Annotated in this window: 24 protein-coding genes and 2 tRNA genes; 8 read left to right on the top strand and 18 right to left on the bottom strand. The window is 61.8% G+C overall.

Annotated features, from left to right (window positions below; genetic code table 11):
• Nucleotides 1-2 precede the first annotated feature (2 nt).
• The 11 genes from rpoB to SPITH_RS02550 form a co-directional block, all read right to left on the bottom strand.
• A complete protein-coding gene (rpoB, locus tag SPITH_RS02600; protein WP_014624185.1) occupies nt 3-3,497 on the bottom strand; it encodes a DNA-directed RNA polymerase subunit beta in 3,495 nt (1,164 codons plus the stop codon).
• A 124-nt stretch (nt 3,498-3,621) separates the two neighbouring features.
• Entirely contained in the window at nt 3,622-4,008 is a 387-nt protein-coding gene (rplL, locus tag SPITH_RS02595; protein ID WP_013313299.1) for a 50S ribosomal protein L7/L12, read from the bottom strand.
• Between the two features lie 81 nt (nt 4,009-4,089).
• Nucleotides 4,090-4,620, bottom strand: a complete 531-nt coding sequence (rplJ, locus tag SPITH_RS02590; protein ID WP_013313298.1) for a 50S ribosomal protein L10 — start codon at nt 4,618-4,620, stop codon at nt 4,090-4,092.
• 10 nt (nt 4,621-4,630) lie between these two features.
• A complete protein-coding gene (gene rplA / locus SPITH_RS02585; RefSeq protein ID WP_014624184.1) occupies nt 4,631-5,311 on the bottom strand; it encodes a 50S ribosomal protein L1 in 681 nt (226 codons plus the stop codon).
• A 1-nt stretch (nt 5,312) separates the two neighbouring features.
• A complete protein-coding gene (gene rplK / locus SPITH_RS02580) occupies nt 5,313-5,744 on the bottom strand; it encodes a 50S ribosomal protein L11 (RefSeq protein WP_013313296.1) in 432 nt (143 codons plus the stop codon).
• A 68-nt stretch (nt 5,745-5,812) separates the two neighbouring features.
• A complete protein-coding gene (nusG, locus tag SPITH_RS02575; protein ID WP_014624183.1) occupies nt 5,813-6,367 on the bottom strand; it encodes a transcription termination/antitermination protein NusG in 555 nt (184 codons plus the stop codon).
• A 15-nt stretch (nt 6,368-6,382) separates the two neighbouring features.
• The gene (secE, locus tag SPITH_RS02570; RefSeq protein ID WP_013313294.1) at nt 6,383-6,562 is read right to left on the bottom strand and encodes a preprotein translocase subunit SecE; all 180 of its coding nucleotides are present in this window, start codon (nt 6,560-6,562) and stop codon (nt 6,383-6,385) included.
• Nucleotides 6,563-6,585: 23 nt separating this feature from the next.
• Nucleotides 6,586-6,659 (bottom strand) — tRNA-Trp (locus tag SPITH_RS02565).
• A gap of 13 nt (nt 6,660-6,672) precedes the next feature.
• Nucleotides 6,673-6,843, bottom strand: a complete 171-nt coding sequence (gene rpmG, locus SPITH_RS02560; RefSeq protein WP_014624182.1) for a 50S ribosomal protein L33 — start codon at nt 6,841-6,843, stop codon at nt 6,673-6,675.
• 31 nt (nt 6,844-6,874) lie between these two features.
• Nucleotides 6,875-6,947 (bottom strand) — tRNA-Thr (locus tag SPITH_RS02555).
• 67 nt (nt 6,948-7,014) lie between these two features.
• Nucleotides 7,015-8,259 carry an IS256 family transposase gene (locus SPITH_RS02550; protein WP_014624181.1) on the bottom strand — a complete coding sequence of 415 codons (1,245 nt, stop codon included), beginning with the start codon at nt 8,257-8,259 and terminating at the stop codon, nt 7,015-7,017.
• A gap of 130 nt (nt 8,260-8,389) precedes the next feature.
• Between SPITH_RS02550 and pgl the strand changes: the two genes are divergently transcribed.
• A complete protein-coding gene (pgl, locus tag SPITH_RS02545; RefSeq protein WP_014624180.1) occupies nt 8,390-9,076 on the top strand; it encodes a 6-phosphogluconolactonase in 687 nt (228 codons plus the stop codon).
• Between the two features lie 50 nt (nt 9,077-9,126).
• Here pgl and SPITH_RS02540 read toward each other — a convergent pair whose 3' ends face one another.
• The 4 genes from SPITH_RS02540 to SPITH_RS02525 all read right to left on the bottom strand — a co-directional run bounded on the left by SPITH_RS02540 (nt 9,127) and on the right by SPITH_RS02525 (nt 14,465).
• A complete protein-coding gene (locus SPITH_RS02540; protein ID WP_014624179.1) occupies nt 9,127-10,299 on the bottom strand; it encodes an Lsa36 family surface (lipo)protein in 1,173 nt (390 codons plus the stop codon).
• Between the two features lie 140 nt (nt 10,300-10,439).
• On the bottom strand, nt 10,440-11,624 hold the full coding sequence (locus SPITH_RS02535; protein ID WP_155816498.1) for an Lsa36 family surface (lipo)protein: 1,185 nt from the start codon (nt 11,622-11,624) through the stop codon (nt 10,440-10,442).
• Nucleotides 11,625-11,773: 149 nt separating this feature from the next.
• Nucleotides 11,774-13,435, bottom strand: coding sequence for a 2,3-bisphosphoglycerate-independent phosphoglycerate mutase (gene gpmI / locus SPITH_RS02530; protein ID WP_014624177.1), 1,662 nt, complete (start codon nt 13,433-13,435; stop codon nt 11,774-11,776).
• 76 nt (nt 13,436-13,511) lie between these two features.
• Nucleotides 13,512-14,465 (bottom strand): ABC transporter substrate-binding protein, encoded by a 954-nt coding sequence (locus SPITH_RS02525; protein WP_014624176.1) that lies wholly within the window; start codon nt 14,463-14,465, stop codon nt 13,512-13,514.
• 138 nt (nt 14,466-14,603) lie between these two features.
• Between SPITH_RS02525 and asnS the strand changes: the two genes are divergently transcribed.
• Complete coding sequence (gene asnS, locus SPITH_RS02520; protein WP_014624175.1) at nt 14,604-15,977, top strand: asparagine--tRNA ligase; 1,374 nt, start codon at nt 14,604-14,606, stop codon at nt 15,975-15,977.
• 85 nt (nt 15,978-16,062) lie between these two features.
• Here the strand turns inward: asnS and SPITH_RS02515 are convergent, their stop codons facing one another.
• Nucleotides 16,063-17,298, bottom strand: a complete 1,236-nt coding sequence (locus SPITH_RS02515) for an FprA family A-type flavoprotein (RefSeq protein ID WP_014624174.1) — start codon at nt 17,296-17,298, stop codon at nt 16,063-16,065.
• 266 nt (nt 17,299-17,564) lie between these two features.
• On the opposite strand from SPITH_RS02515, the gene SPITH_RS02510 reads away from it, so the two are divergent.
• Nucleotides 17,565-18,887, top strand: coding sequence for a transposase (locus tag SPITH_RS02510; protein ID WP_014623941.1), 1,323 nt, complete (start codon nt 17,565-17,567; stop codon nt 18,885-18,887).
• A gap of 374 nt (nt 18,888-19,261) precedes the next feature.
• Nucleotides 19,262-20,080: a nitrilase-related carbon-nitrogen hydrolase gene (locus SPITH_RS02505; RefSeq protein ID WP_014624173.1), complete on the top strand. Its 819-nt coding sequence runs from the start codon at nt 19,262-19,264 to the stop codon at nt 20,078-20,080.
• Here SPITH_RS02505 and SPITH_RS02500 read toward each other — a convergent pair.
• Nucleotides 20,059-20,463: a hypothetical protein gene (locus SPITH_RS02500; RefSeq protein WP_245523434.1), complete on the bottom strand. Its 405-nt coding sequence runs from the start codon at nt 20,461-20,463 to the stop codon at nt 20,059-20,061. The genes SPITH_RS02505 and SPITH_RS02500 overlap by 22 nt on opposite strands.
• Nucleotides 20,464-20,542: 79 nt before the next feature.
• Here SPITH_RS02500 and osmF point away from each other — a divergent pair, with 79 nt between their 5' ends.
• The 4 genes from osmF to SPITH_RS02480 are packed head-to-tail and all read left to right on the top strand — an operon-like array spanning nt 20,543 to nt 24,288.
• Nucleotides 20,543-21,508, top strand: a complete 966-nt coding sequence (osmF, locus tag SPITH_RS02495; RefSeq protein WP_169311807.1) for a glycine betaine ABC transporter substrate-binding protein OsmF — start codon at nt 20,543-20,545, stop codon at nt 21,506-21,508.
• Nucleotides 21,509-21,510: 2 nt separating this feature from the next.
• Nucleotides 21,511-22,638, top strand: coding sequence for an ABC transporter permease (locus tag SPITH_RS02490; protein ID WP_014624170.1), 1,128 nt, complete (start codon nt 21,511-21,513; stop codon nt 22,636-22,638).
• 13 nt (nt 22,639-22,651) lie between these two features.
• Entirely contained in the window at nt 22,652-23,572 is a 921-nt protein-coding gene (locus tag SPITH_RS02485) for an ABC transporter ATP-binding protein (RefSeq protein ID WP_245523432.1), read from the top strand.
• Nucleotides 23,569-24,288, top strand: coding sequence for an ABC transporter permease (locus tag SPITH_RS02480; RefSeq protein ID WP_014624168.1), 720 nt, complete (start codon nt 23,569-23,571; stop codon nt 24,286-24,288). Before SPITH_RS02485 ends, SPITH_RS02480 begins: the two co-directional genes overlap by 4 nt.
• A gap of 116 nt (nt 24,289-24,404) precedes the next feature.
• Here SPITH_RS02480 and hydF read toward each other — a convergent pair whose 3' ends face one another.
• Nucleotides 24,405-25,640 carry a [FeFe] hydrogenase H-cluster maturation GTPase HydF gene (gene hydF, locus SPITH_RS02475; RefSeq protein ID WP_014624167.1) on the bottom strand — a complete coding sequence of 412 codons (1,236 nt, stop codon included), beginning with the start codon at nt 25,638-25,640 and terminating at the stop codon, nt 24,405-24,407.
• Between the last annotated feature and the right edge of the window lie 19 nt (nt 25,641-25,659).

Here is a 25,659-nt window from a genome sequence, read left to right as displayed (position 1 = left end):
TCCTAGAATTTTTCACCCTGACGGGTGAGGAGTTCTTCGTCCCGCTCGGTGAGCGGAACGGGCTTGCCCTTCGTGTCCTGCACCGTGATATCGAGGGCAAGGCCTCTCAGCTCCTGGACGAGCACATTGAAGGACTCCGGGATCCCCGGAGAGGTCGAGGGCTCGCCCTTGACGATGCTCTCGTAGATCTTGGTGCGTCCTTCCATGTCGTCGGACTTTATGGTGAGCAGCTCCTGGAGGGTATTCGCCGCGCCGTAGGCCTCCAGAGCCCATACCTCCATCTCCCCGAGACGCTGGCCGCCGAACTGGGCCTTTCCTCCGAGCGGCTGCTGCGTCACGAGGGAGTAAGGACCGGTGGAACGGGCGTGCATCTTGTCGTCCACCAGGTGGTTGAGCTTGAGCATGTACATGTAGCCCACCATCACCGGCTGATGGAAGGCCTCCCCCGTTCTTCCGTCGTACAGGGTGGTCTTGGAGGTCTCGGGGAGACCCGCCTCCCTCAGCTTCTCCTCGATCATCTCGGGACTCGCCGATTCGAAGACCGGCGTGGCGTACCACTCGTCGAGGGCCACGGCAGCCCATCCCAACTCGGTCTCGAGTATCTGGCCCAGGTTCATTCGGGAGGGCACGCCCAGGGGATTGAGGCAGATGTCCACCGGGGTGCCGTCCGCGAGGAAGGGCATGTCCTCCTCCGGGAGGACCCGGGAGATGACCCCCTTGTTCCCGTGACGTCCCGCCATCTTGTCGCCTTCCTGGAGCTTCCTCTTGGAGGCCACGAGGACCTTCACCACCTCCTCCACTCCCGGAGGAAGTTCGTCACCCTCGGACCTGCGGAGGCGCTGCACGTCGATCACGGTCCCCTCGGCGCCGTGCGGCACCCTGAGTGAGGTGTCCCGCACATCCTTGGCCTTTTCTCCGAAAATCGAATTGAGGAGCTTGAATTCGGGCGTGAGCTCGGCGTCTGACTTCGGAGTGATCTTTCCCACCAGGATCGAACCCGACTTCACCTTGGCCCCGATCCTCACGATTCCCTCTTCATCGAGGTGCTCGAGGTGTTTCTCGCTCACGTTCGGGATGTCACGGGTGATCTTCTCCGGCCCCAGCTTCGTCTCCCGCACCTCTATCGAGAACTCCTTGATATGTATGGAGGTGAACACATCCTGCTTGAGGAGTCGCTCCGAGATGAGAATGGCGTCCTCGAAGTTGTACCCGTACCAGGGGACGAAGGCCACGAGCACGTTCCGTCCCAGGGCGAGCTCGCCCTTGAACGTGGAGGGTCCGTCCGCGAGCACGTCCCCCTTCTCCACCCGCTGCCCCTTGTTCACGATGGGCCGTTGGTTGAAGCACGTATCCTGGTTGGTCCGCTGGTACTTCTGGAGGAAGTAGATGTCCCGCTCCCTCTCGTCGGTGACCCCGTCCGGCTTGATCACCACCTTGGTGGAGGAGACGTATTCCACCACCCCGGCACGCCTGGCCTTCACCACCACACCGGAGTCGTAGGCGCACCGTCGCTCCATGCCGGTCCCCACCCTGGGGGGCTCCGGAAAGATGAGGGGCACGGCCTGGCGCTGCATGTTCGACCCCATGAGGGCCCGGTTCGCGTCGTCATGCTCGAGGAAGGGGATGAGCGAGGCCGATGCGGACACGGTCTGCCGCGGCGAGACATCCATGTACTGGATCGTCTCGGGCGGCCGGGTGGTATAGTCGCCCCCCTTCCTCACCGAGACCTGATCTGTGAGGAACCGGCCCTCCTCGTCGATGGGCGCATTCGCCTGGGCGATGAAATACTTCTCCTCGTCCATGGCCGTGAGGTACTCGATCTCGTTCGTGACGCGGCCGTCCTTCACCTTCCGGTAGGGGGCCTCGAGGAATCCGTACTCGTTCACCCGCGCGTAGAGTGCGAGCGAGAGGATGAGCCCGATGTTCGGCCCTTCCGGTGTCTCGATGGGACACATCCTCCCGTAGTGGGTGTAGTGTACGTCCCGCACCTCGAATCCCGCCCGCTCACGGGAAAGCCCTCCGGGCCCGAGGGCATTGAGCCGCCGCTTGTGGGTGAGCTCGGAGAGCGGGTTCACCTGATCCATGAACTGAGAGAGCTGGCTCGAGCCGAAGAACTCCTTGATGGCCGCCACGATGGGCTTTATGGAGATGAGGTCCTGAGGCTTTATCGTATCGCTCTCCTTGAGCGACATGCGTTCCTTTGCGATACGCTCCATCCGGGAGAAGGCAGTCTTGAGCTCGGCGGTGAGGAGCTCTCCCACCGATCTCACGCGCCGGTTTCCGAGGTGGTCGATATCGTCCACCGGTTCCTCGCCGATATACACCTTGATGAGGTGGCGCATGGTGTTCACGATGTCGTCGAGCGTGAGCACCGTGCTCGAGAGGGGAGGATCGTAGTCGAACTTCTTGTTCAACTTGTAGCGCCCCACGTCGCCGAGGTCGTAGCGGCGCTCGGAGAAGAACATGGCCTGGAGGTCCTTCTCCGCGTTCTCTATGGTGATGGGATCCCCGGGCATGATGGCCGAATACACGGCGATGATGGCATCCTCCTTGGTGGGCTCGTCGGTCCCCTCCTCCTCCCGGGTGTACTTGGCCTCCTCGCGGTCGAAACAGTTGAGGATCACCTCGGAGTGGAGGGAATCCGGATGTTCGTCGTCGATGACCCACACGCGCTCCACGCCGGCATGGAGGAGCTCGTCCATCTCGTGGGGGTGGATCTTCGCTCCTGCACGGAGGAGCTTCTTCTGATCGGAGCCTTCGCCCGTGTACACGTCCCGGGCGAGCACCCTTCCCACCACCTCATCCTTCGTCTCCGAGGAAACCGTCACCTCCTTCGTCTCGTAGAAGGCCGAGATGATCTTCTCCCTCGTATCGAACCCGAGAGCACGGAGGAAGAGGGTCCCGAGTATCCGTTTCTTTCTATCTATTTTCGCATAGATGAGGTCCTTCTTGGCGTCGACTTCGAACTCCAGCCACGAGCCTCTGTAGGGGATGATACGGGCTCCATAGACACCTTTCTCGTGGGAGAAGATGACGCCCGGCGATCGATGGATCTGGCTCACCACCACGCGCTCAGCCCCGTTGATGATGAACGTCCCCCTGTCGGTCATGAGGGGGATATCACCGAGATAGATCATCTTCTGACGAATCTCGCCGGTTTCGAGAAAGATGAGGTTGATCTGCGCCTTGAGCGGCACCGCGTAGGTCAACCCCTTCCTTTTGCACTCCTCTTCGGAGTACTTGATGGCCTCGAAATCCAGGGTGTAGAAGTCATACTCGAGACGCATGTCGCCGTTGGGACTCTCTATGGGGAAGGAGGACCGGAAGACCTCCTCCAGGCCCTGAACCGCGAGAGGTTCCCCTTTCCTTATCTTTTCGGCTTGCAGAAACTTCTCGTATGAACTAAACTGGACTTCGAGAAGATTCGGCAGATCCATCACCTCCGGCCTTCCGGTGGTGAGGAGCTGGCGTGTTACCTCGGTGTCTCTGCTAAACATCAGGTTTCCCCCTACAGAGTAATGGGTTTACACAAGAAGCAGACCTGGATGATCATGAGAAAATACACCACCAGACCCGGGTCTGGTGGTGTGAGAATCGCACTGCAGGTTGTATCGTGCATCCTTATTTAATCTCGACAACGGCACCTGCTTCTTCGAGTTTTTTCTTGAGCTCTTCGGCTTCCTGTTTGGAGACCCCTTCCTTGACGGCCTTACCCGGAGCCTCCACGAAGTCCTTGGCCTCCTTGAGACCGAGGCCCATGACCTCCCGGACCACTTTGATGACCGGGATCTTCTTCCCGTCGGCCACTCCCTTGAGGATCACGTCGAACTCGCTCTTCTCCTCCTCCTGGGGAGCTGCTGCACCGGCAGCGGGAGCCGCCGCCACCGCCACGGGGGCCGCCGCGGTCACACCGAACTTCTCCTCCATGGCCTTGACGAGCTCGGCCACTTCGAGCACGGTCATCTGCGAAATCGCGTCCAGGATCTCTTCGGTACTGAGCTTTGCCATATTATCTTCTCCTCTCAATGTAGTATTGTTTGATTCATCAGCGATAGCATGGCAAGTCATGAAGACTAACGCTGATGGATATCACCCCTGTTCCATCTTGTCGGCGAGCGCCTTGAGGGTCCTCACCAGCTTGGTGGTCACCCCGTTGAGCGCGTACACCAGGTTCTGGAGCGGCGCATTCATGGTCCCCATGAGCGTGGCCAGGAGCTCGGCCCTCGACGGCAGCTTGGAGATGGCCTCCACCTGCTGCGCACCGTAGAGCTGGCCGTCGATGTATCCCGCCTTCACCTTGATGGGCGTCTCGTTCACGTACTTGAAGATGGTCTTCGCCACCACCGCGGGATCTTCCTTGGCCACCGCCACGACCGTGGGCCCCAGCAGGACCTCGTCCAGACCCGTTATCTCGAGCTCGGAGAAGGCGAGCTTCGCAAAGCGATTCTTCACCACCTTGAGGATGGCCTGCTGCTGGCGCAGCTCGTTCCTGAGCCTGGTGATCTGCTCCACCGTAAGGCCCCGGTAGTCCGCAAAGATATACCCCTTCCCTTCCTCGAGGATCTTCTTTATCTCTTCCACGCGCGCGCGCTTCTTCTCGGTCACTCGTGTGGTATACATGGCCGTCTCCTTATCGCTCGTCCCACTTGACTTTGACCCCCGGCCCCATGGTGGACGAGAGGGTCACGGACTTGATGAACGCCCCCTTCGTATCGGCCGGGCGCCGGTGCCGCATCTCATCGAGGGCCACGTTCACATTCTCCACGATCTTCTCGGGCTCCATGGAGACCTTCCCCACCGCGAGGTGGACGACCCCCGTCTTGTCGGCCCGAAACTCCACCTGGCCCTGCTTGAGGTTCTCCACCGCTCCCTTTATGTCCATGGTCACGGTTCCCACCTTGGGATTGGGCATGAGCCCGCGGCGCCCGAGGATGGGCCCGAGCTTCCCCACTTCCTTCATCATGTCGGGAGTGGCCACCGCCACATCGAAGTCGAGCCACCCCTGCTGTATCTTCTCGACGAGATCGGTATCACCCACATAGGTCGCACCCGCCTCACGGGCCTCTTCGGCCTTGTCGCCCCTCGCGAAGACGAGGATGCGCTTCTCCTGACCGAATTTGTGCGGCAGGGTCACGGTGCCGCGCACCGTCTGTCCCTTCTTGAGGTTCACCTTGACCGAGAGCTCCACGGTCTCGTCGAAGTTCGCATAGGAGAGCTCCTTCACGAGCTCCACCGCCCGCTCGAGCGGATACCGCTCCTGCCGGGCATACTTCTTCACCGCCTCCAGGTACTTCTTTCCGTGTCGCGCCATACTAGCCCTCCACTTCCACACCCATGCTGCGGGCGGTCCCCTTGATGATCCTCATGGCCGCCTCGATATCGTTGGCGTTGAGATCCGGCATCTTCTGCTCCGCAATCGCGCGCAGCTGCTCCTTGGTGAGCTTGCCCACCTTCACCTTGTGAGGTTCTGCCGACCCCTTCTCGATACCGAGGGCCTTCTTGATGAGCACCGCGGCAGGTGGAGTCTTGAGCTCGAACGTGAAGGTGCGATCCTTGTAGATGGTGATCACCACCGGAACGATGAGCCCCGGCTCGACGTTCTTGGTGGCGTCGTTGAACTGCTGCACGAACTGCGGCGCACTCACCCCGTGAGGACCGAGGGCCGGCCCGACGGGAGGCGCGGGAGTGGCCTGCTGCGCCGGCAGCTGCAACTTGAGGACTGCGGTCACCTCTTTCTTCGCCATCAGTCTGCTCCTTCTGGTACGATCGCCCCGGCGAGGGGCTCCCAGTAGTCCGGAGAGAGACTCTCTCCCTATATCTTCTCCACCTGGAGGAAATCCACCTCGATGGGCGTCGCCCGCCCGAAGATTCCCACCAGGACACGGAGCTTTCTCCGCTCCTCGTTCACTTCCTCGATGGTTCCGGTGAAGGACTCGAAAGGCCCTTCCACGATGCGGACCGTTTCACCCACGGAGAAGGTCTCACCGAAACGGAGATGCCGTTCACCCTTGAGTTCCCCGGTCTTCTGGAGGATCTGTCTGAGCTCCTCTTGGGAGATGGGGTGCGGCTTGCTCTGCCCCGTGGTCCCCACGAACCCCGTCACCCCGTTGATACGACGGATCTGTGCACACACATCCCGCCAGCCGATATCCGGAAGGTCCAGCTCGACGAGGACATAACCCGGGAGAAACTTCCGGGTGGTCACCTTCCGTTTACCGTCCTTCACCTCGACGACCTCTTCCTCCGGCACCTTCACGTCGAGGATGTACCGGGAATATGGCTCTTCCTCCATGAACTTCCGCAGCGTCTTCTCGACCCTGTTCTCATACCCAGTGTACGTATGGAGGACATACCATCCCCGTGCCATCGAACCCGCCTTTTCCTAGAATATCACGTCGAGCAGAAACAGGAGCAAGAGGTCCACCGCCCCGAGCACCAGGGCGAAGATCGCCACCGAGACGATGACCACCTGAGTGGAACCCTGCACATCCTCCCACGAGGGCCAGGTGACCCGCTTCATCTCCGCCCACACATCTTTGAAGAACTGTATGATCTTTCGCATCCCGGCACTCCTAAAAAAATATGCAGGCCAGGCAGGACTCGAACCTGCAACATCCGGTTTTGGAGACCGGCGCTCTACCAATTGGAGCTACTGGCCTATCTACACGACAGCTATTTGACCCTTGTCTCCACATGAAGGGTGTGCTTCCTGTCGAACGGGCAGTACTTTCTCAGCTGGAGCTTGCCCTGGAGCTTCCGGTTCTTCTTCGTGGTGTAGTTGCGTCTGTTGCACTCGGAACATGCGAGGGCGATGATCTCGACTGCCTTTCCCTTCTTTGCCATCTATACGCGCTCCTTTCACCAATAACGAAAGAGCCTCCGACCGGACTTGAACCGGTGACCCCATCCTTACCATGGATGTGCTCTACCGACTGAGCTACAGAGGCATCCAGTGTGGAACATAAGATAGCAAAACTGCGCGTCTTTGTCAACGCATCCTATTCACTGGCACTGTCAAGGGGGAGTGTTGAAATTGAGCTGGAGTTGATAAGGGGTGCATCTCCCCACCTCTTGTATCACCTGCATGCCCACCACGTAGAGGCCTACCACCTCATCTGCATGGGCACGGCTCATATACCCAGGATACCTCCGTAGAAAGCTTCTCATGTGCCGAAACATGTTCTCCGCAAGGTTGCTCGTCCTCACCTTCTCCTTCCACTCATAGGGTAACTCCAGATAGGAGAAGAGCCGCTCCTTCCGCCACAGGAGAGCAGCCGTCATCCGGGGGGCCTTCGTCGCCCACTTCTTCACGAATGCCTCGAACGCTTCCTCTGCCTCCTCCTTCCCTCCTGCCTCAAAGAGCCTCCAGTACTCAGTCCGAAAGGCTCGCCTCTCCTCCTGGAGGTGAGCCTTCTTCCCCTTCTGGTCCCCCATATCCTGCAGAAGCTTCTGCTCAAGGGTGCATTGCAGGTGCCAGAGGCATACCTGCTTCTTCGCCTCAGGATACACGGTCTCCACCGCCTGCCAGATCCCCTCTGCCTCATCGGCCACCACCAGCTCCACCTCCTCAAGCCCTCGCTCATAGAGTTTGGTAAGGAGTCGCTCGTAGCTCGCCCGGTCCTCCTGCTCCGCAACCACCCAGTCGAGGAGCTCATGAGATCCGTCCTCCTTCACCCCCACGGCACTCAGGACAACCAGCTTCTTCTGACCCCTCCCACGCCTCTTTGCCCACACTCCATCCAGCACAAGGGCCTTCACTCCTCTAAGGGACCTCCTCCGCCACTGCTCCTTCTCCTCACGAAGACGCTTTATGAGCCGCAGGAGTGTCTGCGGGTGAGCCTCTCCTATCCCCAGCTCCCGTAACAGAATGGCCCACGTCCGCGCGCTCATCCCTCTCACATACCCAAGGAGGAGCTGCTCAGCGAGGGCCACGAGCCTCTGCTCATAGGCGACCAGCTTTACCTCCTTCCCCCCGCCGGTGCGAATGCGGGGCACGCGTACCTCCTCGATCGGCCCCCAGGGGGTCTGCACGCTCTTCCACTTTCTGTAGCCGTACCGGTAGTACGGTGCCTTCTCAGCCTCCCCTCGTGCATATCGTGGTCGTCCCACTGCCTCCTCTCTCAGCGTCTCAAGGAGGTGCTCCAGGTACGTCTTGTAGGTGTGGCGCACCTCCTCCCGGAGTTGGGCCTCCACTTGCTTCATCAGATCAGAGAGGGTATACTGTGTATCAATCAGTGTGCGTGTGTTACCACGCTTCATGGGGTATCTCCTCCTTCTTTCAGAGGTTTGGTGGTGGGAGATACCCCTTATCTTTTTTCCCCGCCTTTTTCAACACTCGATGTTACAGTCCCTATTCACTTTTCGAGGCCGTCGGCATATACTGTGCTCCATGGAACGTCTCGACCTTCGCACAGGGGTGGCGCGGGCGGCGGAGTGGATAGCCGAGGTGCTCGCCCTTTACAGGCCGGAACCGCACCTCGTGGTGGGGCTTCCCGGCGGGCGGTCGGTGGTACCCGTGCTCGAGGCCTTGAGGCAGAGGGAAGACCTCCCGTGGGAGCGGTGCGTCTTCTTCCTGGTGGACGAGCGGTGCGTGCCCTCGGGAAGTCCGGAGAGGAACTACACCCTCCTCGAGCAGGTCTTCTTCGGGCCACTCATGGAGAAGGGGTGGATCACCGAAGACCAGGTGCACCCCTACGAGTACCACGAGGAGGAGGCGGACTGGGGGCTCGAGGCCTACGAGCGCGTCCTCAGAGGCTACAGGGAGGGCTTCCACCTGGTGGTGCTGGGAGCAGGTGAGGACGGACACGTGGCATCACTCTTTCCGCGGCATCCCTCGATCTGGGACGACAGCCCCTTCTACATACAGGTGGAAGAGGCCCCCAAGCCCCCACCCCGGAGGGTGAGTGCGAGCAAGACCCTCCTCGAGAGCTCGGAGGCCTGCCTCCTCCTCTTCATGGGCGAGGGGAAGCGCGAGGCCTACCGGCGGTTTCTCGACCCGGAGCTCCCCCTCGCCGACTGCCCTGCGAAGCTCGCCTTCGAGGTGGACAGGCTCGCAGTGGGAACAGATCTGGGATAGAAAGGGACGCCCTTTCGGGCGCCCCTGTAGCCATTTCCTAAGAAACCCCGCTAGAAGGTAAGCCCGAGCGTGATCCCTGCGTTGAACCCGGACCCTTTGTTGATATAGTAGGTGAAGGGTATCTCGAGGGACACGGGCCCCAGGAGCAGACCGATGCTCGCGAAGACCTTGGGGTTGACGAAAGAGGGCCCGCCGTCCGTCCCCGCGTCCAAGGTCGCGGACCCGGGAGTGACGGACGAGGAATCAATAGAGAGATTTGCCCCTGTCTCACCATGAGTGATAGACCCCGAGGCCTCTATGTCTGCATTCGCATTGAAAATGAGATTGCTCGAGCCGAAGGCCAGATCCGCCCCAAGCCCTCCGCTCACGTTGAGCACGAGCACCCGCATACCAGTGGAGACTTCAAGAGGGATGGTCACCGTTCCAGTCTTCACACCAACTTCAATCTCGGGCACAACGGTGAGGGTCACAGTACCCGTCTCGTCCTTTCCACCGCCATCAATGTCCTCGGCTACCGTCTGTTCAGCCGAAACAGGCCCCACGTCGGGCTGGTACTTCACCTCGAGGCCCTGGTAAATGAGACCCGATCCCACCATCACCCCTCGCCAGCGCACCACCATGAGATCTATGGGCTTCACCAGCTGATAGTTGGCGAGAAGCCCTATCACCGACAGAGAACCCGAAAGCCCTTCGGGGAGGGCGTCCCCCATACCCTCGGCGAGCAAAGTGAGGTCCATGCGGCCGAAGCGAAGCCCCAGGAAGAGGCCTTCCTTGAGGAACGAGGCATTGAGGCCCACCTGTCCGCCCGCTTGAATCCCTACACCTGCGAACACATCGCCGCCTGCACCCATGGCCTGGCCTATCCCCTCGACATCGAACGGATTGGCGGAGGGCGACTGGAACCCTATCGCGATCCCCGCCCCCACCTGGAGCAGGCCGTACTCGGGCCTGGAACGCATCACCCCCACGTGCGAGGCGAAGATCCCTGCATTCGCCATACCCTCAACAAAGGCGGGCTGTTCGAATGCCCCGATCCGTTCATTGAGATCCGACTCCACCTTCTGAGCAAGGGTCTTGAGCACATTGTTCACAAAGGTATCGATCTCATCATATGGCGTGTCCGAGCCGAAATCCACGGTTGGAGCTGTCACCTTCACCTCTGCTGCCGCGGCCATGCCCGCCACGAGGAGCACTGTCACAAGGACTACCAGTATCCTTCGCATGCATGCCTCCATAATAAAATTTAAAAGATTTGGTGTCTCACCTTTCACAATATAGTGCATGCACACGAGTTTTTCCATCGTTGGAGCACATATATGCGAAACACCTTTGAGGAAACACTAGTTCCGGGGAGGTCAACACCTCACCATACCCATCCTACCGAGAGCGTTCCAGAGAAGCCGCTTCCTCCGTTGAAATAGAGTACCAATCCGGTATCGATCACCACCGGTCCCAAAAACCATCCCGCGCCCATGATGAGCTTGGGGTTCACAGCGAGAGGACTCGTTTCCACCTCTCCATTCACTTCCGCGCTAGAGGAAGAAGCGTACGAGGAGATCGATTTTACCTCCTCCACCTGGCTGGGGCCCCACACCTCTATTGTGCCATCCATTTTCACCGAAGAACCGCAACTCACCTCCAGCCGAGAACTTCCAAAGGCGAGATCCACACCACCTCCTCCTATCATCCGAAAAAGAGGCGTCGAAAACCCTGTGAGTATCTCCAAAGGCACCACTACCTGAGAACTGGTCATCTTAAGATCTACCCATGGGATAAGCTCCAGGGTCGGACCTGCTGGTATCTCCAGATGGTAATTCCCGCTGTACACAGGAGAATAGGACTGTGAGCTCGCTTCATAGAACGAGGAAAAACTTCTGGAATACACGGTGCTGAGCCCTTCGTAGAGGACTCCTGTGCCTGCATGAATCCCTGACCATCCTATTCCCCCTGCTCCCACCCCATTGATAAGAGGATACGACGCACTGAGTCCCACCAGGGTGAGGTCATAGGAGAGAAACACCTCTTTCGTGAGAGCAAGGTCATCGAGCATGAATTTACCGAACCTCACCCCCACATGGAGGCCGGGCACCAGAAAAGAAAGGTTGAATCCTACTTCTGCACCCAGCTGGATACTCCCTCCCGCGAGCACATTGAAGGTCTCCTCCGCCGCCTCGTAGAGACTCCCTACGTTGAAAGGAAACGATGAAGGATTCTGGAATCCGAAGGCACCCCCCACACTTACCTGGATGAACGAGTAATCCGGAGAAGAACGCATACCCCCTGCATGAGAGGCGAATACCGCTGCAGTGGAAAATCCCTTGAGGAGCAACTCTGCTTCCACATCCGCCTCCACTAACCGATCTCGGAGATCTGCCTCAAGTGCAGCAGCAAGCGAGGCGAGATCGGCGTTCATCTGGGTTTCAAGGCTTGAGAGATCAAAGATTTCCCCATACGCCGCATTTAGCTCCTGTTCAAGACGGGAAAAATCAACCTGAGGCGCCTCTACCTGCACCTCCAGCCCGGAGAGAATGGGAGCAAGAAGGATCATGGCAGAGAGCATATGAGCTTTTTTCATAGTGCACCCCCTTAAGAATTCTCTATAGGAATTATATCACACAACGAGATCGGTTCAAAACAAAAAGTGCCTCCGGCCTTCCGGAGGCACTTCCCTCATGATGAGGCAAGTAAGATCCGAGCTCACCGCTTCACCGGCACGATGCCGGGGTCGTAGTCGTCAGGTGGAATGAACCCGAGGAGCTCTATACACGTGGTGCCGATGGAGCTTATGCCCAGGCCTTCCCTCAGGGTGGTCTCATAGTCTCCCCTGTACTCAGGGTCATAGATGATGAAGGGCACCGGGTTGAGGGTGTGGGCCGTCTTGGCCTTGGGGGTGCCGTCGGGGTTCCGCACCACGTTGCCGTTCTTGTCGTGCTCGTACATCTCCTCGCAGTTGCCGTGGTCCGCGGTGACCAGCAGGATGCCGCCCGCCTCCTCCACGGCCTTGCGGATGCGGCCGAGCTGGATGTCCACCGCCTCCATGGCGCACACCGCTGCCTGGAAGACCCCCGTGTGCCCCACCATGTCACCGTTGGGGAAGTTGGCCCGGATGAACCGGAACCGGTTCTCCTTCACCGCCTTGATCACCTCCTCGGCGATCTCGGCCCCCTTCATCCAGGGCCGCCACTCGAAGGGCACGATGTCGGAGGGGATCTCTATGTACTCCTCGAGCTCCTCGCTGAACTTGCCGGTGCGGTTCCCGTTGAAGAAATAGGTGACGTGGCCGAACTTCTGGGTCTCGGAGACCGCCATCTGGGTGACGCCGCTCGCTGCGAGGTACTCCCCCACCGTGCGGTCGATGGAGGGCGGGGCCACGAGGTACTGTCTGGGGATGTGCTTGTCGCCGTCGTACTCCATCATGCCCGCGTACTCCACCTTGGGCCGACGCTTCCTGTCGAAGTAGGGGAAGTCGTCCATCTCGAAGGCCATGCTCATCTCTATGGCCCTGTCCCCCCTGAAGTTGAAGAAGATGACCGAATCGCCGTCCTGGATGGGTCCTACAGGTTTCCCGTCTTCGGCAATGACAAAGGGAGGAAGGTCCTGGTCGATGGCCCCCGTCTCCTTGCGAAGGGTCTCGATTGCCTCATGGGCAGAGGAGAACTGCCTTCCTTCTCCAAGGACGTGGGTCTCCCACCCCTTGCGCACCATGTCCCAGTTGGCGCCATACCGGTCCATGGTGATCACCATGCGGCCGCCTCCAGAGGCGATACGGTAGTCCACCCCGTCCTCGTTGAGCCGGGCGAGGAACTCCTCGAAGGGGTCCACGTACTCGAGGGCGCTCGTCTCGCCCACGTCGCGGCCGTCGAGCAGGATGTGGATGCGGGCCCGCTTCACCCCCTCCCTCTTGGCCTGTTCGAGCATGGCCTTGAGGTGTGCGATGTTGCTGTGCACGTTGCCGTCGGAGAAGAGGCCGATGAAGTGGAGGGTGGACTCGTTCTTCTTCGCATTGTCGACGAGTCTGCGCCACACAGGTCCCTCGAAGAGCCTGCCCGAGGCGATGGCCTCGTCCACGAGCTTCGCCCCCTGCGAGTAGACCCTGCCGCACCCTATGGCGTTGTGGCCCACCTCACTGTTTCCCATGTCACCGTCACTGGGAAGTCCCACCGCCGTCCCGTGCGCCTTGAGTGTGGTGTGCGGACAGTGCTCCCAGAGCCAGTCGAAGTGGGGGGTGAGGGCCCGCCGGAAGGCATCGCCCTCCTCGTATCGGCTGAAACCCACCCCGTCGAGGATGAGCAGCACCAGCGGTCCCCGTCTCGGGGTGAACGCCGGATTCTTCTTGAGCGGATCGACCTTGATCTCCATACCGTGTGTACTCCTCTCTCATGATCTATCCAACATACGTATCGTCATCGCAGGCGGCGCGCAGGGCGCCCCTGGTTCACTCCACGTACCACTCCGCCGGGGGAAGCGCCCCACCCACCGAGCCTGGCGCGTACTCCAGGAGCACCCCCAGGTAGGCCTCCACGGCCTGGCGGGCCTCCCGTGCCGGCACATAGCTCAGCCTGCACCGCGGGATCGCGGCCCTCGCAAGGTCGGCCGTGAGTCCGAGCTTCTCCACCACCGGCGAGGAGGCCGTCGCGTCCGGATCGGCCACCACCTGGTGGATCGACTCCTCGATGGCGCGCCGCACCTCCTTCCAGAAGGCCGGGTGGTGCTCGAGGAACTCGCCCTTCACCACGATGCACGTCTGGGTGAGGGGGGTTCCCACCTCGCGCTCCCACTCGGCCTGGAGGTCGAGCGCCACCACGAGGTCCTCCCGCAGGGCGAGCACCCTGCTCACGAACGGCTCGGGCAGGAGGGCGTAGTCCACCTTGCCGGCCGCCACCGCCTGGGCGAGCCCTGCAGGCGGGAGGCTGTAGTCCAGCTCCACCCCCTCTATGCCCCGCTTCTCGAGCAGAAACCGGAAGACGAGATCGGGCGTGGCCCCTTTGCCCGGCACGTAGACCCGCCTGCCGGCGAGCCCCTCGAGGGTGACCGGCTCAGGCGCCACCAGGTAGAGGAGCCCCCACAGGTACATCGCCGCCATGCGGTAGTCGGCTCCCCCGTTGTAGAGGCGCGCCGCGAGGTTCACCGGGAGCGCCGCCACGTCCGTCTCGCCTGCGAGTATGCGGGAGACCGCCACATCCGGCTGGGGCACGAGCTCGTACGAGAGCGGCACCCCGCCTACCTCCCCCGCCTCGAGGAGGGGGATGAATCCGAGGGCGGTCGGTCCCAGGAAAAGGGTGAGGCGCACCTCATCGGGTACCGCCTCATCTTCGGAGACCCCACCCGCAGGAAGCAGACCTGCAGCGAGGACACCTACGAGTACGACCAGGGCACCTCGTCTCCACATCACACACCTCCCCTGAAAACGTACCCGTAACGCACGGAAACGTCAATCGATACAAAAGGAATTATGAGAAAAAAGCTCATCAAAGGACACCCTCATCCCCCCCTCCCCTTCCCGGCCCGTTTGTGGTATCACTCACCCATGGACATCATACGACAGAGGATACAGGACTTCTTCTCTACCCCTCCCGAAGGCCAGAAGGTGGAAGTACTCGGCTGGGTGCGATCGGTGCGCGAATCGAAGCAGGTGGCCTTCCTCCACCTCTCGGACGGATCCACCACCGCCCCCCTCCAGGTGGTGGTGGACAAGACCCGGGAGGAGCTCGCCTCCTGTCTGGAGACGCTCCGCACAGGTGCCTCGGTGAGGGTCGTGGGCACGCTCCGGCCCTCGCCCGGGACCAAGCAGCCGGTCGAGATACACGCAGAGGCCCTCACCGTGCTCGGCCCTGCGCCCGAGGACTACCCCCTCCAGAAGAAGCGCCACAGCTTCGAGTTCCTCAGGGAGATCGCCCACCTGCGCCCCCGCACCAACACCATAGGGGCGGTGATGCGCGTACGCAACACCCTCGCGTGGGAGATCCACCGCTTCTTCCAGGAACGTGGGTTCCTCTACGTCCACACCCCCATCATCACCACCGGCGACGCCGAGGGAGCGGGCGCCCTCTTCCGGGTGACCACCCTCCCCCCGGATGCGCCTTACGACCCGACCGAGGACTTCTTCGGCGCCCCGGCCTTCCTCACGGTGAGCGGCCAGCTCGAGGCAGAGGCCTACGCCCTCGCCTTCGTGAACGTCTACACCTTCGGCCCCACCTTCAGGGCGGAGAACTCCCACACCCCCCGCCACCTCGCCGAGTTCTGGATGGTGGAACCCGAGATGGCCTTCTGCGACCTCGAGGGAGACATGCACCTCGCAGAGGAGTTCATCACCCACCTCCTCGAGGCCGTACTGGAACGCCACCCCGAAGAGATGGCCTTCTTCGAACAGTGGATCGCACCGGGTCTCACGGACCAGCTCGAGGCCGTGGTGAACACCCCCTTCACCCACATGACCTATACTGAAGTCATAGAGCACCTGAAGAAGGCCCCGGCCTCCTTCACCTTCCCGCCGGAATGGGGCATGGACCTGCAGACCGAACACGAGCGCTATCTCACCGAGGAGCTGGTGAAGGGGCCTGTGATCGTCACCGACTATCCGAAGGAGATCAAGGCCTTCTACATGAAACAGAACCCCGACGGCAGGACGGTGCGGGCCATGGACGTGCTCGTGCCCAGGCTGGGCGAGATCATCGGCGGAAGCCAGAGGGAGGACGACTACGAGCGGCTCCTCGCGCGCATGCAGGAGCTCGGGATGCGCATCGAGGCCTACCAGTGGTACCTCGATCTCAGGCGGTACGGCGGAGCCCCCCACGCGGGCTTCGGGCTCGGATTCGACCGGCTGGTACAGTACGTGACCGGTATGCAGAACATCCGCGACGTCATCCCCTTCCCCCGCACGCCGGGAAACGCGGCCTTCTGAGCCTCGATCCCCCGCCGCACCCCCTTCTTCGGGCCTCTTCCGGTAAAAAAGCGGCGGCCTCCACGGCCGCCGCATCATCCCTTCTCTAGGCCGACGTGCGCGCCCGCTCGCGCACCTTCTCCACGAAGGCGGTCACCTCGCGCTTGAGGCGGGAGAGGTCCTCGGCGGTGGGGTTGCCCCGGAAGTCGGCCTTGCCCACCACCTCCCAGCCGAGCTTGTGCCGCTCTGTGAGCTCGTTGAACTCGCGCTCGGCCCCGCCCGACCATCCGAACGACCCGTACCAGAAGACCGTCCTGCCCCGCACGTGCTTCCTGCCGAGGATGTCGATGGTGTGGGCCATGGGCGGGAACATGTGGTACTCGTAGGTGGGCATCCCCAGGATGAACCCCTGGGACTTCCACGCGTGGGCGAGGATGTGGGAGAAGTCCTGCTCAGGCACCCGGTACTCGTGGAAGGTGATCCCGCTCTCGAGGAGGGCCTCACGCACCACATCCGTGGCCGTCGCGGTGTTGTCGTACATGGAGCCCCAAATGAGCGTCACCTCGGGCTCGGCGGGACCCTTGTAGTACGAGGCGTAGCGGGCATACCGCTCCACGATCCGCTCCGGGTGACGCCGCCAGATGATCCCGTGCGAGGGACAGATCGCCGAGATCTCGAGGCCTTCCAGGGCCTTGATCGCCCGCTCCACGAAGGGTGAGAAGCTCGCCACGATATTGGCGTAGTACCTGAGGCTCTCGAACTCGTAGAAGGCGTGTTCCTCCTCGGAGAGCTGATCGTCGAAGATCCGATCGCCTATCTTCCCGAACGAGCCGAAGGCATCGCAGGGGAAGAGGGCCTTGCTCGAAACCTCATAGGTGGCCATGGTCTCGGGCCAGTGGACGTTGGGGATCTCGTAGAACCGGAGGACCTTGCCGCCTCCGAGGTCGATCGAGTCGCCGGTCTTCACCACCCGCACGTTGTCGGTGATATGGTAGAAGGTATCGACGAGTTCCGCCCCCTTCTTGGTGGTCACGATCTCCACACCCGGGTTCCGTTGCTTGAACCCGGGCACCCATCCGGTGTGATCGGGCTCGAGGTGGTTGAGCACCAGGTACCTGATCCTCTGGATATCCACCCCCAGCTGGCCAAGCTGCTTCTCTATCTCACCGGGGGCATCCTCCCAGTCCCTCACCAGATCGATGAGCGCGATGTCCTTGCCCTCCACGAGGTAGGAGTTGAGGGAGACCCCATGGGGTATGGGCCACATACCCTCGAAGAGGTTGTCCTTGGATATGTTGGCACCGAGGTGCCAGATTCCCGGGAAGAGTTCGGTGGCATTCATGACAGGCTCCTTATTCTTTATCTTTTTGATAAAGATAGTACGATTCACCACACCTGTCAACGTCTTGAGCCTTTTGCGCTGTTTTCACGCAACGATAGGTAAAGAAATTACAAGCGGGTGGGGATTTATTTTACCCCAAAAAAGCGGTCCACAGGTGCGATAGAAGGGGAAAACGCGGTCGGAGTTGAAAAATTGACCCCAAAAAAGAGGGCCCCCGGGTTTTTCCATGATAGAATCATGGTAGCAGAAAACCGACGGAGGGGCCCATGGCAAGTATAGCACAGAAATCACTTTTTTGCTGGCACGATGTAGAAGCATTGGGGGATTTACATCGGCTTCGGCTGGTGTTGGAGAACCTGCCGGATGAGGAACTGATGCAGCAGCTGGAACAGAGGCGGGGGAGAGGCCGGAATGAATATCCGGTACGGGCGATGTGGAACTCGCTCGTTGCGGGGATAGTGTTTCAGCACCCGAGCATCGAGCAGCTACGCCGGGAGCTCTTGCGGAACGGGCAACTGAGGGACCTGTGTGGATGTGATCCTACCCGGGGAAGCGATGCGGTACCCAGTGCCAGCGCGTACAGCCGGTTTCTTTCCACCTTGAGGAAGCGGAGTATCCGGGAAGCACTGGTAAGGGTGTTTACCAGCCTGGTGGATCAGTGCTACCGGGAGCTGCCTGGATTTGGGCGGCGGCTGGGAGCCGATGGGAAGGGGATAGCAAGCGTTGCCCGTCGAAGGGGGAAGGGTGCCGGAGACCGGCGAGGGGAGCACGATGCGGACTGGGGGTGTCATGAGTATGTGTATCAGAATGAACGGGGGGAGGTGCAGAAGTCGGTAAAGAAATGGTTCGGGTTTACGGTGCACCTCCTTGCGGATACAGCGTATGAACTGCCGGTGGCCTTTACGGTGAGTCGGGCCTCAAAGCACGAGGTGCCGGTGATGCGAAAGCTGATTCGGTCCCTGGATCGCCATAGGCCGCATATACTCAAGGCGGCGGAAGTGTTCACGGCCGACCGGGGCTATGATGATGGCACGTTGATAGATCTGTTGTGGCACGAGCACCGGATCAAACCGGTCATCGATATTCGCAACCTGTGGAAAGATGGAGAACAGACCAGGCTGGTCCCGGGGACAAGAAATGTGGTGTATGACTACCAAGGGACGGTGAGTTGTGTCTGTATGGCCACGGGGACGCAGCGGGAGATGGCCTACCGGGGATTTGAAGAGAAGCGGGGCACGTTGAAGTACGGCTGTCCTGCGGTGCACTATGGGTATGAGTGTGCAGGCAAAGCCTCCTGTCCCTTGGCCTCCTGTATTCGGATCCCCCTCTCCACGGACCGCAGAGTCTTCACGCCTCTCGCCCGGTCTTCGTATCGGTGGAAGCGGGAGTATGCCAAGCGAACGGCCTTGGAGCGGATCCACAGCCGGCTGGATCGAAGCTTTAGCCTGGAACTCCACACGATCCGGGGGCAGGAGAAACTGTCGGTTCACCTTACGCTGGTGTTTTCTGTCATGAGTGCCCTTGCCCTGGGACGAGTGCGAGAGAACCAGCCGAACCAGATGCGCTCCCTGGTCAGGCCTGCGGCCTAACGAGCGGTCTTACCGAAACCGATCCCCCGTATCCACGTTCCCTTGAGGAATCCTGAGGGAAGGTGTGTCCAGTTCGGATACAGAACCGCCGTGGTGGAGTGAACGCGAGCAAACCATCGTGCATAGTGTACCGTTCTGAGTACTATTCCGGATGAGAATACGGTAACGTTGACACCCTAAGCAGGCATTACAGCGCGTTGTTGCCCAGGATTCCCGTTGGGTTACTAAAAAAAGCAGTACAGCGCAAAAGGCTCCTACTATATAGCACTTTTCTTTCCGGTCTGATCGTCGTATAATGAACGATTGTCGGCACGGGGCCTCGATGGGGCCACCGGGATGACCATACAGCACACATCTCTCTTAAGGAGGAGAACATGAACGTAGGCTACCTCCAGTTCGCCCCCCTCTTCGGCGAGTCGGAGAAGAACCTGGAAGCCATCCGTGAACATATACTCGCCCATCTCCAGGGCGGCGGAACGAAACCCGACCTCCTCGTCCTCCCCGAGCTCGCCCTCTCCGGCTACCTCTTCCTCTCACAGGAGGAAGTGGCACGGATGGCCGAACCCGTGGACACCGGCCCCTGCATCGAGGCCCTCTCCCGGCTCGCACAGGAGACGGGCATCCATCTTGTCACGGGCTTCGCCGAAGAGGAGATGGGAAGGTACTACAACAGCGCGGTCCTCCTCACCCCCGAAGGCAGACGTTTCCTCTACCGTAAGATGCACCTCTTCGCCGAGGAGAAATACTTCTTCTCTCCCGGGGACCTCGGTTTTCCGGTCTTCACCATACAGGGGGTACGCGTGGCCCTCCTCGTGTGCTTCGACCACATGTTCCCCGAGGCAGCCCGCACCGTGGCCCTTCAAGGAGCACACGTGGTGTGCCATCCCTCCAACCTCGTGCTCCCCGAGTACGGCCAGCTCACCACACGGGTCCGCGCCATCGAGAACCGCATCTTCTGGATACTCGCCAACCGGATCGGCGTGGAGGAGCGAGGCGGGAAACGCCTCAGGTATACCGGAAGGAGCCACGTCATCTCCCCCAAAGGGACCATCCTCGCCCAGGCGCCCGAAGAGGAAGCAGCCCTCCACGTGGTGGAGATAGACCCCAAGGAGGCCGAGGACAAGCACGTGACCCCCCACAACCACCTCTTCCACGAGAGACGGCTCGACTACTACATCCTCTTCTCGGCCTGAGTCCTCCGCCCCCCTCTCGAAGACTCCATCCGCTCCACGATGAACCGCACGAGCCGGGGCTCGAGCTGGGTGCTCGCCTCGAGGAAGCGGGCGACCACCTCGTCGGTCCGGAACTCGCCGTCGGGCATGAGCACAGGACTCTGCTTTATGCTGAACGGCACGTCCCCTCCATCGACGCGCATGTGGCTCCAGCCCCCCGAGGCCTGCCACGTGAAGGCCCGCTCATCGCCCTGCCTGTCGTAACAGAGCTGGAAGCCCACGACCCTGTCCACCGTGGGCGGTCCGTCATCGCGGTACCACACGATGAGATCGAAGTACTCGTCCTGGAACCAGCGCCTGAAGACCCCCGGCTCCTGGCGCACGTGTCGTATCTCCCTCAGCATACCTCTACCAGCATACCGCACATCATCCTCCCCCGCAACGGTTTCCTTGCCTTTTCCCCCCATCGTGACTACACTATGTATGTACGCACGACACACTATTCAGGGGGTTGTTTTGAGGAAATTTGTTCTCCTGTTTCTCTCCGTATTTCTTATCTTTTCACTCGTCATCTCCTGCACAAAAAAGCAGGAGGAGACCGGAGGTCCGATCACCGTGGCATCCAAGATAGACACCGAAGGGGCCCTCCTGGGCACCATGATCGTCATCCTCCTCGAAGAACACGGCTTCGCGGTGGAAGACAAGGTTCAGCTCGGCCCCACGGACATCGTACGCAAGGCCATCATAAACGGCCAGATCGACATCTATCCCGAGTACACGGGCAACGGCGGGTTCTTCTATCCCGAAGCCCCGCGGGACGTGTGGAAGGACAGGGTGGAGGCCTACCGGACCGTGCGGGATCTGGACTACGAGACCCACCACCTCGTCTGGCTCGAGCCCGCGCCTGCCAACAACACCTGGGCGATCGCGGTGCGGAAGGACCTCGCAGGGGGTTCCCTCTCCACCCTGGAGGATCTCGCCCGCTACATCGAGCAGGGTGGCGAGTTCAAGATCGCGGTCTCGGAGGAGTTCGTCTCCCGCCCGGACGCCCTTCCTGCCTTCGAAGAGGCCTACGGATTCATCCTCGAGAAATCGCAGATGCTCGTGCTCTCGGGAGGCAATACCGCCACCACCGAACGTGCAGCCGCAGAGGGGACCGATGGGGTGAACGCAGCCATGGCCTACGGAACCGATGGGCAGCTCGCCGCGCTCGGGCTCGTGGTCCTCGAGGACAACCTCGGGGTGCAACCGGTCTACGAACCGGCCCCGGTGGTGAGGGAAGAGGTGCTCAAGACATATCCCGAGATCGAGGAGATCCTCGAACCTGTGTTCAAGAGCCTCACCCTCACCACGCTCCAGTCGCTCAACGCACGGATCGCCGTGGAGGGAGAGGATCCGGCCGTGGTGGCACGGGAGCACCTCATTCGGAAGGGATTCATCTCCGACTGAGTATGGAAAGGGAACGCATACTCCTTGCGGGAGGAGGGGCTGCGGCATGTCTCGGTCTCCTCCTCCCCTTTGCGTGGGCCGTCCCGAACAGGGTGGCCCCCGGTGTGCCGGTACGACTCGACATCCTTTCCACCCTCGTGATCCTCGGGTCGCTCGGTGTGGTACTCCTTCTGGAATGGAAGGAGCGGGCTCCCCGCCTCCGCCCTTTACTCGCAGGTCTCTCCATCCTCGTCCCCTGGATCATCCTCGCCGTCCTTGCCCGCCTCCACGCCCCTTCCCCACCCGCCCGCATCAACCCCGGTACGGGCTTCCTCGCCTATGAGACAGCCGGCATCGCCCTCCTTGCGAGGGCCCGGTACAGCGGTACCCTCCAGGCCCGGAAGTGGGGAAAGAGCCTCGCCATCGTCGGCACGGTGGTCCTCCTCCTCTCACGGACCCTCGACGGCCTGGGAGTGATGCGTGAGCTCGCCACCAGGCGGGGTGTGTTCCTGCAGGAGACCGCTGCACACCTCAGCCTCTCGGGCGCGGGCATCCTCATCGCCACCCTTGCAGGCATCCCTCTCGGGATCCTCGCGCACAGGAACAAGAAGGCGGGTGGAGTCGTGTTCTCCCTCACCGGGGGGATCCAGACCATCCCCAGCCTCGCCCTCTTCGGGCTCCTCATCGCCCCACTTGCGGCCCTCTCCGAGACCGTCCCGGTCCTGAAGGACGTGGGGATCAGCGCTCTGGGGAACACCCCTGCACTCATCGCCCTCTCCCTCTACGCCCTCCTCCCCATCGTGCGTACCACCGCGGCCGGGCTCTCGCTCCTCGAGAAAGGCTTGCTCGAGGCGGCCCGAGGCATGGGACTTTCCCCCCTCCAGCGTCTCTTCTGGGTGGAGATCCCCGTCTCCCTCCCCGTGATCCTCACCGGCCTCCGTACCGCCTCGGTACAGGTGGTAGGAACCACCACGGTGGCCGCACTCATAGGGGCCGGGGGGTTCGGACGATTCATCTTCCAGGGGCTGGGGCAGTCGGCCTACGACCTCATCGCCCTAGGGGTGCTCCCCACCGTCCTCCTCTCCCTGGGGGTCGACCGTGCGTGGGCCTTGCTCATCACATGTGTAAAGGAAAGGACGAGCCGTGTTTGAGTGTCGGAACCTCGTGAAACGATTCGGAGAAACGGTGGCCCTCGATGGCACTTCCTTCAGCATACCGGAAGGCCGGCTCACCGTGCTCATAGGCCCCTCGGGGTGCGGCAAGTCCACCACGCTCCGCATCCTCAACCGCCTCATAGAGCCGGACGGAGGAGAAGTCCTCTACCGGGGACGCCCCCTCTCCTCATACGATCCGGTGGAGCTCAGACGTTCCATGGGATACGTGATCCAGCACATCGGCCTCTTCCCGCACTGGACCGTGGAACGGAACATCTGCACGGTACCCCGGCTCCTGGGGTGGCCCCCCGAGCGGCAGAGGGCCCGGGCCCTCGAGCTCCTCGAGCTGGTCGGACTCCCTCCCGACGAGTACGCCCGGAAGATGCCACACCAGCTCTCAGGGGGAGAGGCCCAGCGGGTGGGGGTGGCCCGGGCTCTTGCGGCCGATCCACCGGTGATCCTCATGGACGAACCCTTCGGTGCGGCCGATCCCCTCACCCGCTCCCGACTCCAGGAGGAGTTCCTCGCGATCCAACGGCGCCTCAGGAAGACCGTGGTCTTCGTGACCCACGACATGGGAGAGGCCATCCGTCTGGGAGACAGGATCATCCTCATGCGGGAAGGCCGCGTGGTGAGGGAAGCGGCCACCGAGGATCTCGTGCGCTCGGGCGACGGGTTCGTGAAGACCTTCCTGGGCTCGGAGAGCGTGCTCCTCCTCCTCGAGTGCCATACGATGGAGGAAATCGCACGCCCTGCACCCCCCACGATCCCGGAAGAACTGCCCCGTGTTCCCGGTGCTGCCACGGTGAGGGATGGGCTTTCCCTTCTCCTGGAGAGCGGGGCTCCGATGCTCGCGGTGGAGGAGCAAGGCGGGATCCTGGGTATCGCAGGACTCAAGGAGATCCAGGCGCTCGTCCGGAGGGGCAGATGAGGGGACGTCTCGCGAGGACGATAAGGACAGGAGTGATCCTCATGCTCCTCGTCCTGCTCACCCGGGAGGACATCCTCGAAGGGGTCTTGCGTCTGCTGGGATTCCAAGGGGAAATCCTCGTCTACGAACGCGAGTCCATGGGGGTGCTCCTCCTTCAGCACGTGGTGATGGTGCTCGTCTCGAGCGCGGTCGCGGCGGCCTTCGGCCTGGGGGTGGGGATCCTCGTGACGAGACCCCGGTTCTCCTACCTGCTCGAGGGGGTGCAGTCGGTGGTGGCGGGGATACAGACCATCCCTCCGGTGGCGGTCATCACCTTTGCGGTACCTGCCCTTGGGTTTGGATTCGCCCCCGCAGTGGCGGCCCTCTTCCTCTACGGGATGCTCCCTCCGCTCAACAACACCATCGCAGGCATGCGTGCGGTGGACCCCTCGGTAAAGGAAGCGGCGCGGGGCATGGGCATGGAGCCCGGAGGCATCCTCAGGGAGGTGGAGCTGCCGCTCGCCTGGCCGGTGATCCTCGCAGGGCTCCGCACGAGTGTGGTGATCAACGTGGGAACAGCCACGCTGGGAGCCGTGGTGGGGGCAGGCGGGCTGGGCGTGGTGATCATCGCAGGACTGGTCAGGGACAACCCGGCCCTCATCCTCTCGGGGGCCCTCCTCTCGGCCCTCCTCGCCTTTGCAGCGGATGGGATCTTCAGCCTGTGGGAAGAGGCATAGGCCCGGGACCGGATCGCACCCTCGTGCACCGGTCACCACGGGAGGGCGCCCCACTCCGTCTTCTTTTCCGGGCCCGATCCGGAAGAGGGACTCGGACGGCGGCGTGAGGATCCCTTCTAGATCCTCGTTTCCACCCCGCCTCCCACCTCGGTGCAGTAGAGCTCGTACTCGTAGGGGAAGGGCTCGAGTGCCCGGGGGAGGAGGCCGTGGGCCCAGGCGAGGAAGAGCCCGTAGTTGGTCACCGGCACCCCGGCCTCGGCGAGGCGGTCGAGCCGGGCGAGCACGGCGCGGCGGGTGACCATGCATCCCCCACAGTGGATCACGAGGCCGTAGGGCGAGAGGTCCTCGGGGAGCTCGCGGGCGTGGTCGAAGGGTACGGCGGGGTCCACGAGCTGGTGGAAGAGGCGGGGTATCTTCACGGTGGCGATGTCGTCAGGTTGCCGGTGGTGGGAGCAGGCCTCCACCACCAGGACGCGCTTCCCCTCGGGGAAGGCGGTGAGGGCGGCAAGGCCTCTCACGTACCGGGCGAGGTCCCCCTTCTTTCGCGCAAAGAGGATGGAGAACGAGGTGAGGGGCTGGTCGGCTGGGATGTCGGCGGCCACCTTGTGGAAGGCCTGGCTGTCGGTGACGACGAAGCGGGGGCGGCGGGGGAGCCGGGGGAAGAAGAGCGAGAGTTCCCGCTCCTTCACCACCAGGGCGGCGCAGTCCCGATCGAGGGCGTCGCGGAGGGTCTCCACCTGGGGGAGGATGAGGCGGCCCTTGGGTGCTGCGAGGTCGATGGGCACCACCAGGACGAGGAGGTCGCCCTCCCGGACGAGGCCCTCGAGCGGGGTGGGCTCGGGGGCGAGGGAGGCCACCAGGTGCACGAGCCTGGAGGTGAGGGTGCGGATGCCCTCACGGGAGGGGCTCGCCACCCGCACGTGGGGAAGGGAGGCGAGCCAGGCCTCCTTGCGGGGATCGGGGGCCTGGTCCGCAAAGCTCGCCGCCACCAGGTAGGGGATCCCCCGCCGTCGCACCTCCTCCAGGAGCCGGTCCTCGAGCGGGTGCGGGGGGCGGGTGAGGGGGGTCACCAGGAGGGCGATGTCCGCCTGGGCGAGGGCCTTCTTCGCCCTCTCTATACGAAGCGAACCGAGGGGCCCTTCGTCATCGAGGCCTGCGGTGTCGGTGAAGGCCACAGGGCCTGCACCGATGAGCTCATAGGCCCGGGTGACAGGGTCAGTGGTGGTACCGGGCTGATCCGAGACGATGGCCACCTCCTTCTCGAAGATGGCGTTCATGAGGCTCGACTTGCCCGCATTCCTCAAACCAAATAGTACGATTCGTGTGCGCTCGGCAAGGGGGGTGGTGATCACAAGTCCCTCCTTAAGGGAA

The sequence above is a fragment of the Spirochaeta thermophila DSM 6578 genome (assembly GCF_000184345.1).
In the GTDB taxonomy this organism is placed as follows: domain Bacteria; phylum Spirochaetota; class Spirochaetia; order Winmispirales; family Winmispiraceae; genus Winmispira; species Winmispira thermophila.
Note: the sequence above shows the minus strand (reverse complement) of the source record. Positions and strands in the feature narration are given on the sequence as shown.

Excerpts from the sequence above, each read along its gene's own strand:
- rpoB (WP_014624185.1), bottom strand. The coding sequence starts at position 3,497 with ATGTTTAGCAGAGACACCGAGGTAACACGCCAGCTCCTCACCACCGGA.
- rplL (WP_013313299.1), bottom strand. The coding sequence starts at position 4,008 with ATGGCAAAGCTCAGTACCGAAGAGATCCTGGACGCGATTTCGCAGATG.
- rplJ (WP_013313298.1), bottom strand. The coding sequence starts at position 4,620 with ATGTATACCACACGAGTGACCGAGAAGAAGCGCGCGCGCGTGGAAGAG.
- rplA (WP_014624184.1), bottom strand. The coding sequence starts at position 5,311 with ATGGCGCGACACGGAAAGAAGTACCTGGAGGCGGTGAAGAAGTATGCC.
- rplK (WP_013313296.1), bottom strand. The coding sequence starts at position 5,744 with ATGGCGAAGAAAGAGGTGACCGCAGTCCTCAAGTTGCAGCTGCCGGCG.
- nusG (WP_014624183.1), bottom strand. The coding sequence starts at position 6,367 with ATGGCACGGGGATGGTATGTCCTCCATACGTACACTGGGTATGAGAAC.
- secE (WP_013313294.1), bottom strand. The coding sequence starts at position 6,562 with ATGCGAAAGATCATACAGTTCTTCAAAGATGTGTGGGCGGAGATGAAG.
- rpmG (WP_014624182.1), bottom strand. The coding sequence starts at position 6,843 with ATGGCAAAGAAGGGAAAGGCAGTCGAGATCATCGCCCTCGCATGTTCC.
- SPITH_RS02550 (WP_014624181.1), bottom strand. The coding sequence starts at position 8,259 with ATGAAGCGTGGTAACACACGCACACTGATTGATACACAGTATACCCTC.
- pgl (WP_014624180.1), top strand. The coding sequence starts at position 8,390 with ATGGAACGTCTCGACCTTCGCACAGGGGTGGCGCGGGCGGCGGAGTGG.
- SPITH_RS02540 (WP_014624179.1), bottom strand. The coding sequence starts at position 10,299 with ATGCGAAGGATACTGGTAGTCCTTGTGACAGTGCTCCTCGTGGCGGGC.
- SPITH_RS02535 (WP_155816498.1), bottom strand. The coding sequence starts at position 11,624 with ATGATCCTTCTTGCTCCCATTCTCTCCGGGCTGGAGGTGCAGGTAGAG.
- gpmI (WP_014624177.1), bottom strand. The coding sequence starts at position 13,435 with ATGGAGATCAAGGTCGATCCGCTCAAGAAGAATCCGGCGTTCACCCCG.
- SPITH_RS02525 (WP_014624176.1), bottom strand. The coding sequence starts at position 14,465 with ATGTGGAGACGAGGTGCCCTGGTCGTACTCGTAGGTGTCCTCGCTGCA.
- asnS (WP_014624175.1), top strand. The coding sequence starts at position 14,604 with ATGGACATCATACGACAGAGGATACAGGACTTCTTCTCTACCCCTCCC.
- SPITH_RS02515 (WP_014624174.1), bottom strand. The coding sequence starts at position 17,298 with ATGAATGCCACCGAACTCTTCCCGGGAATCTGGCACCTCGGTGCCAAC.
- SPITH_RS02510 (WP_014623941.1), top strand. The coding sequence starts at position 17,565 with ATGGCAAGTATAGCACAGAAATCACTTTTTTGCTGGCACGATGTAGAA.
- SPITH_RS02505 (WP_014624173.1), top strand. The coding sequence starts at position 19,262 with ATGAACGTAGGCTACCTCCAGTTCGCCCCCCTCTTCGGCGAGTCGGAG.
- SPITH_RS02500 (WP_245523434.1), bottom strand. The coding sequence starts at position 20,463 with ATGCTGAGGGAGATACGACACGTGCGCCAGGAGCCGGGGGTCTTCAGG.
- osmF (WP_169311807.1), top strand. The coding sequence starts at position 20,543 with ATGTACGCACGACACACTATTCAGGGGGTTGTTTTGAGGAAATTTGTT.
- SPITH_RS02490 (WP_014624170.1), top strand. The coding sequence starts at position 21,511 with ATGGAAAGGGAACGCATACTCCTTGCGGGAGGAGGGGCTGCGGCATGT.
- SPITH_RS02480 (WP_014624168.1), top strand. The coding sequence starts at position 23,569 with ATGAGGGGACGTCTCGCGAGGACGATAAGGACAGGAGTGATCCTCATG.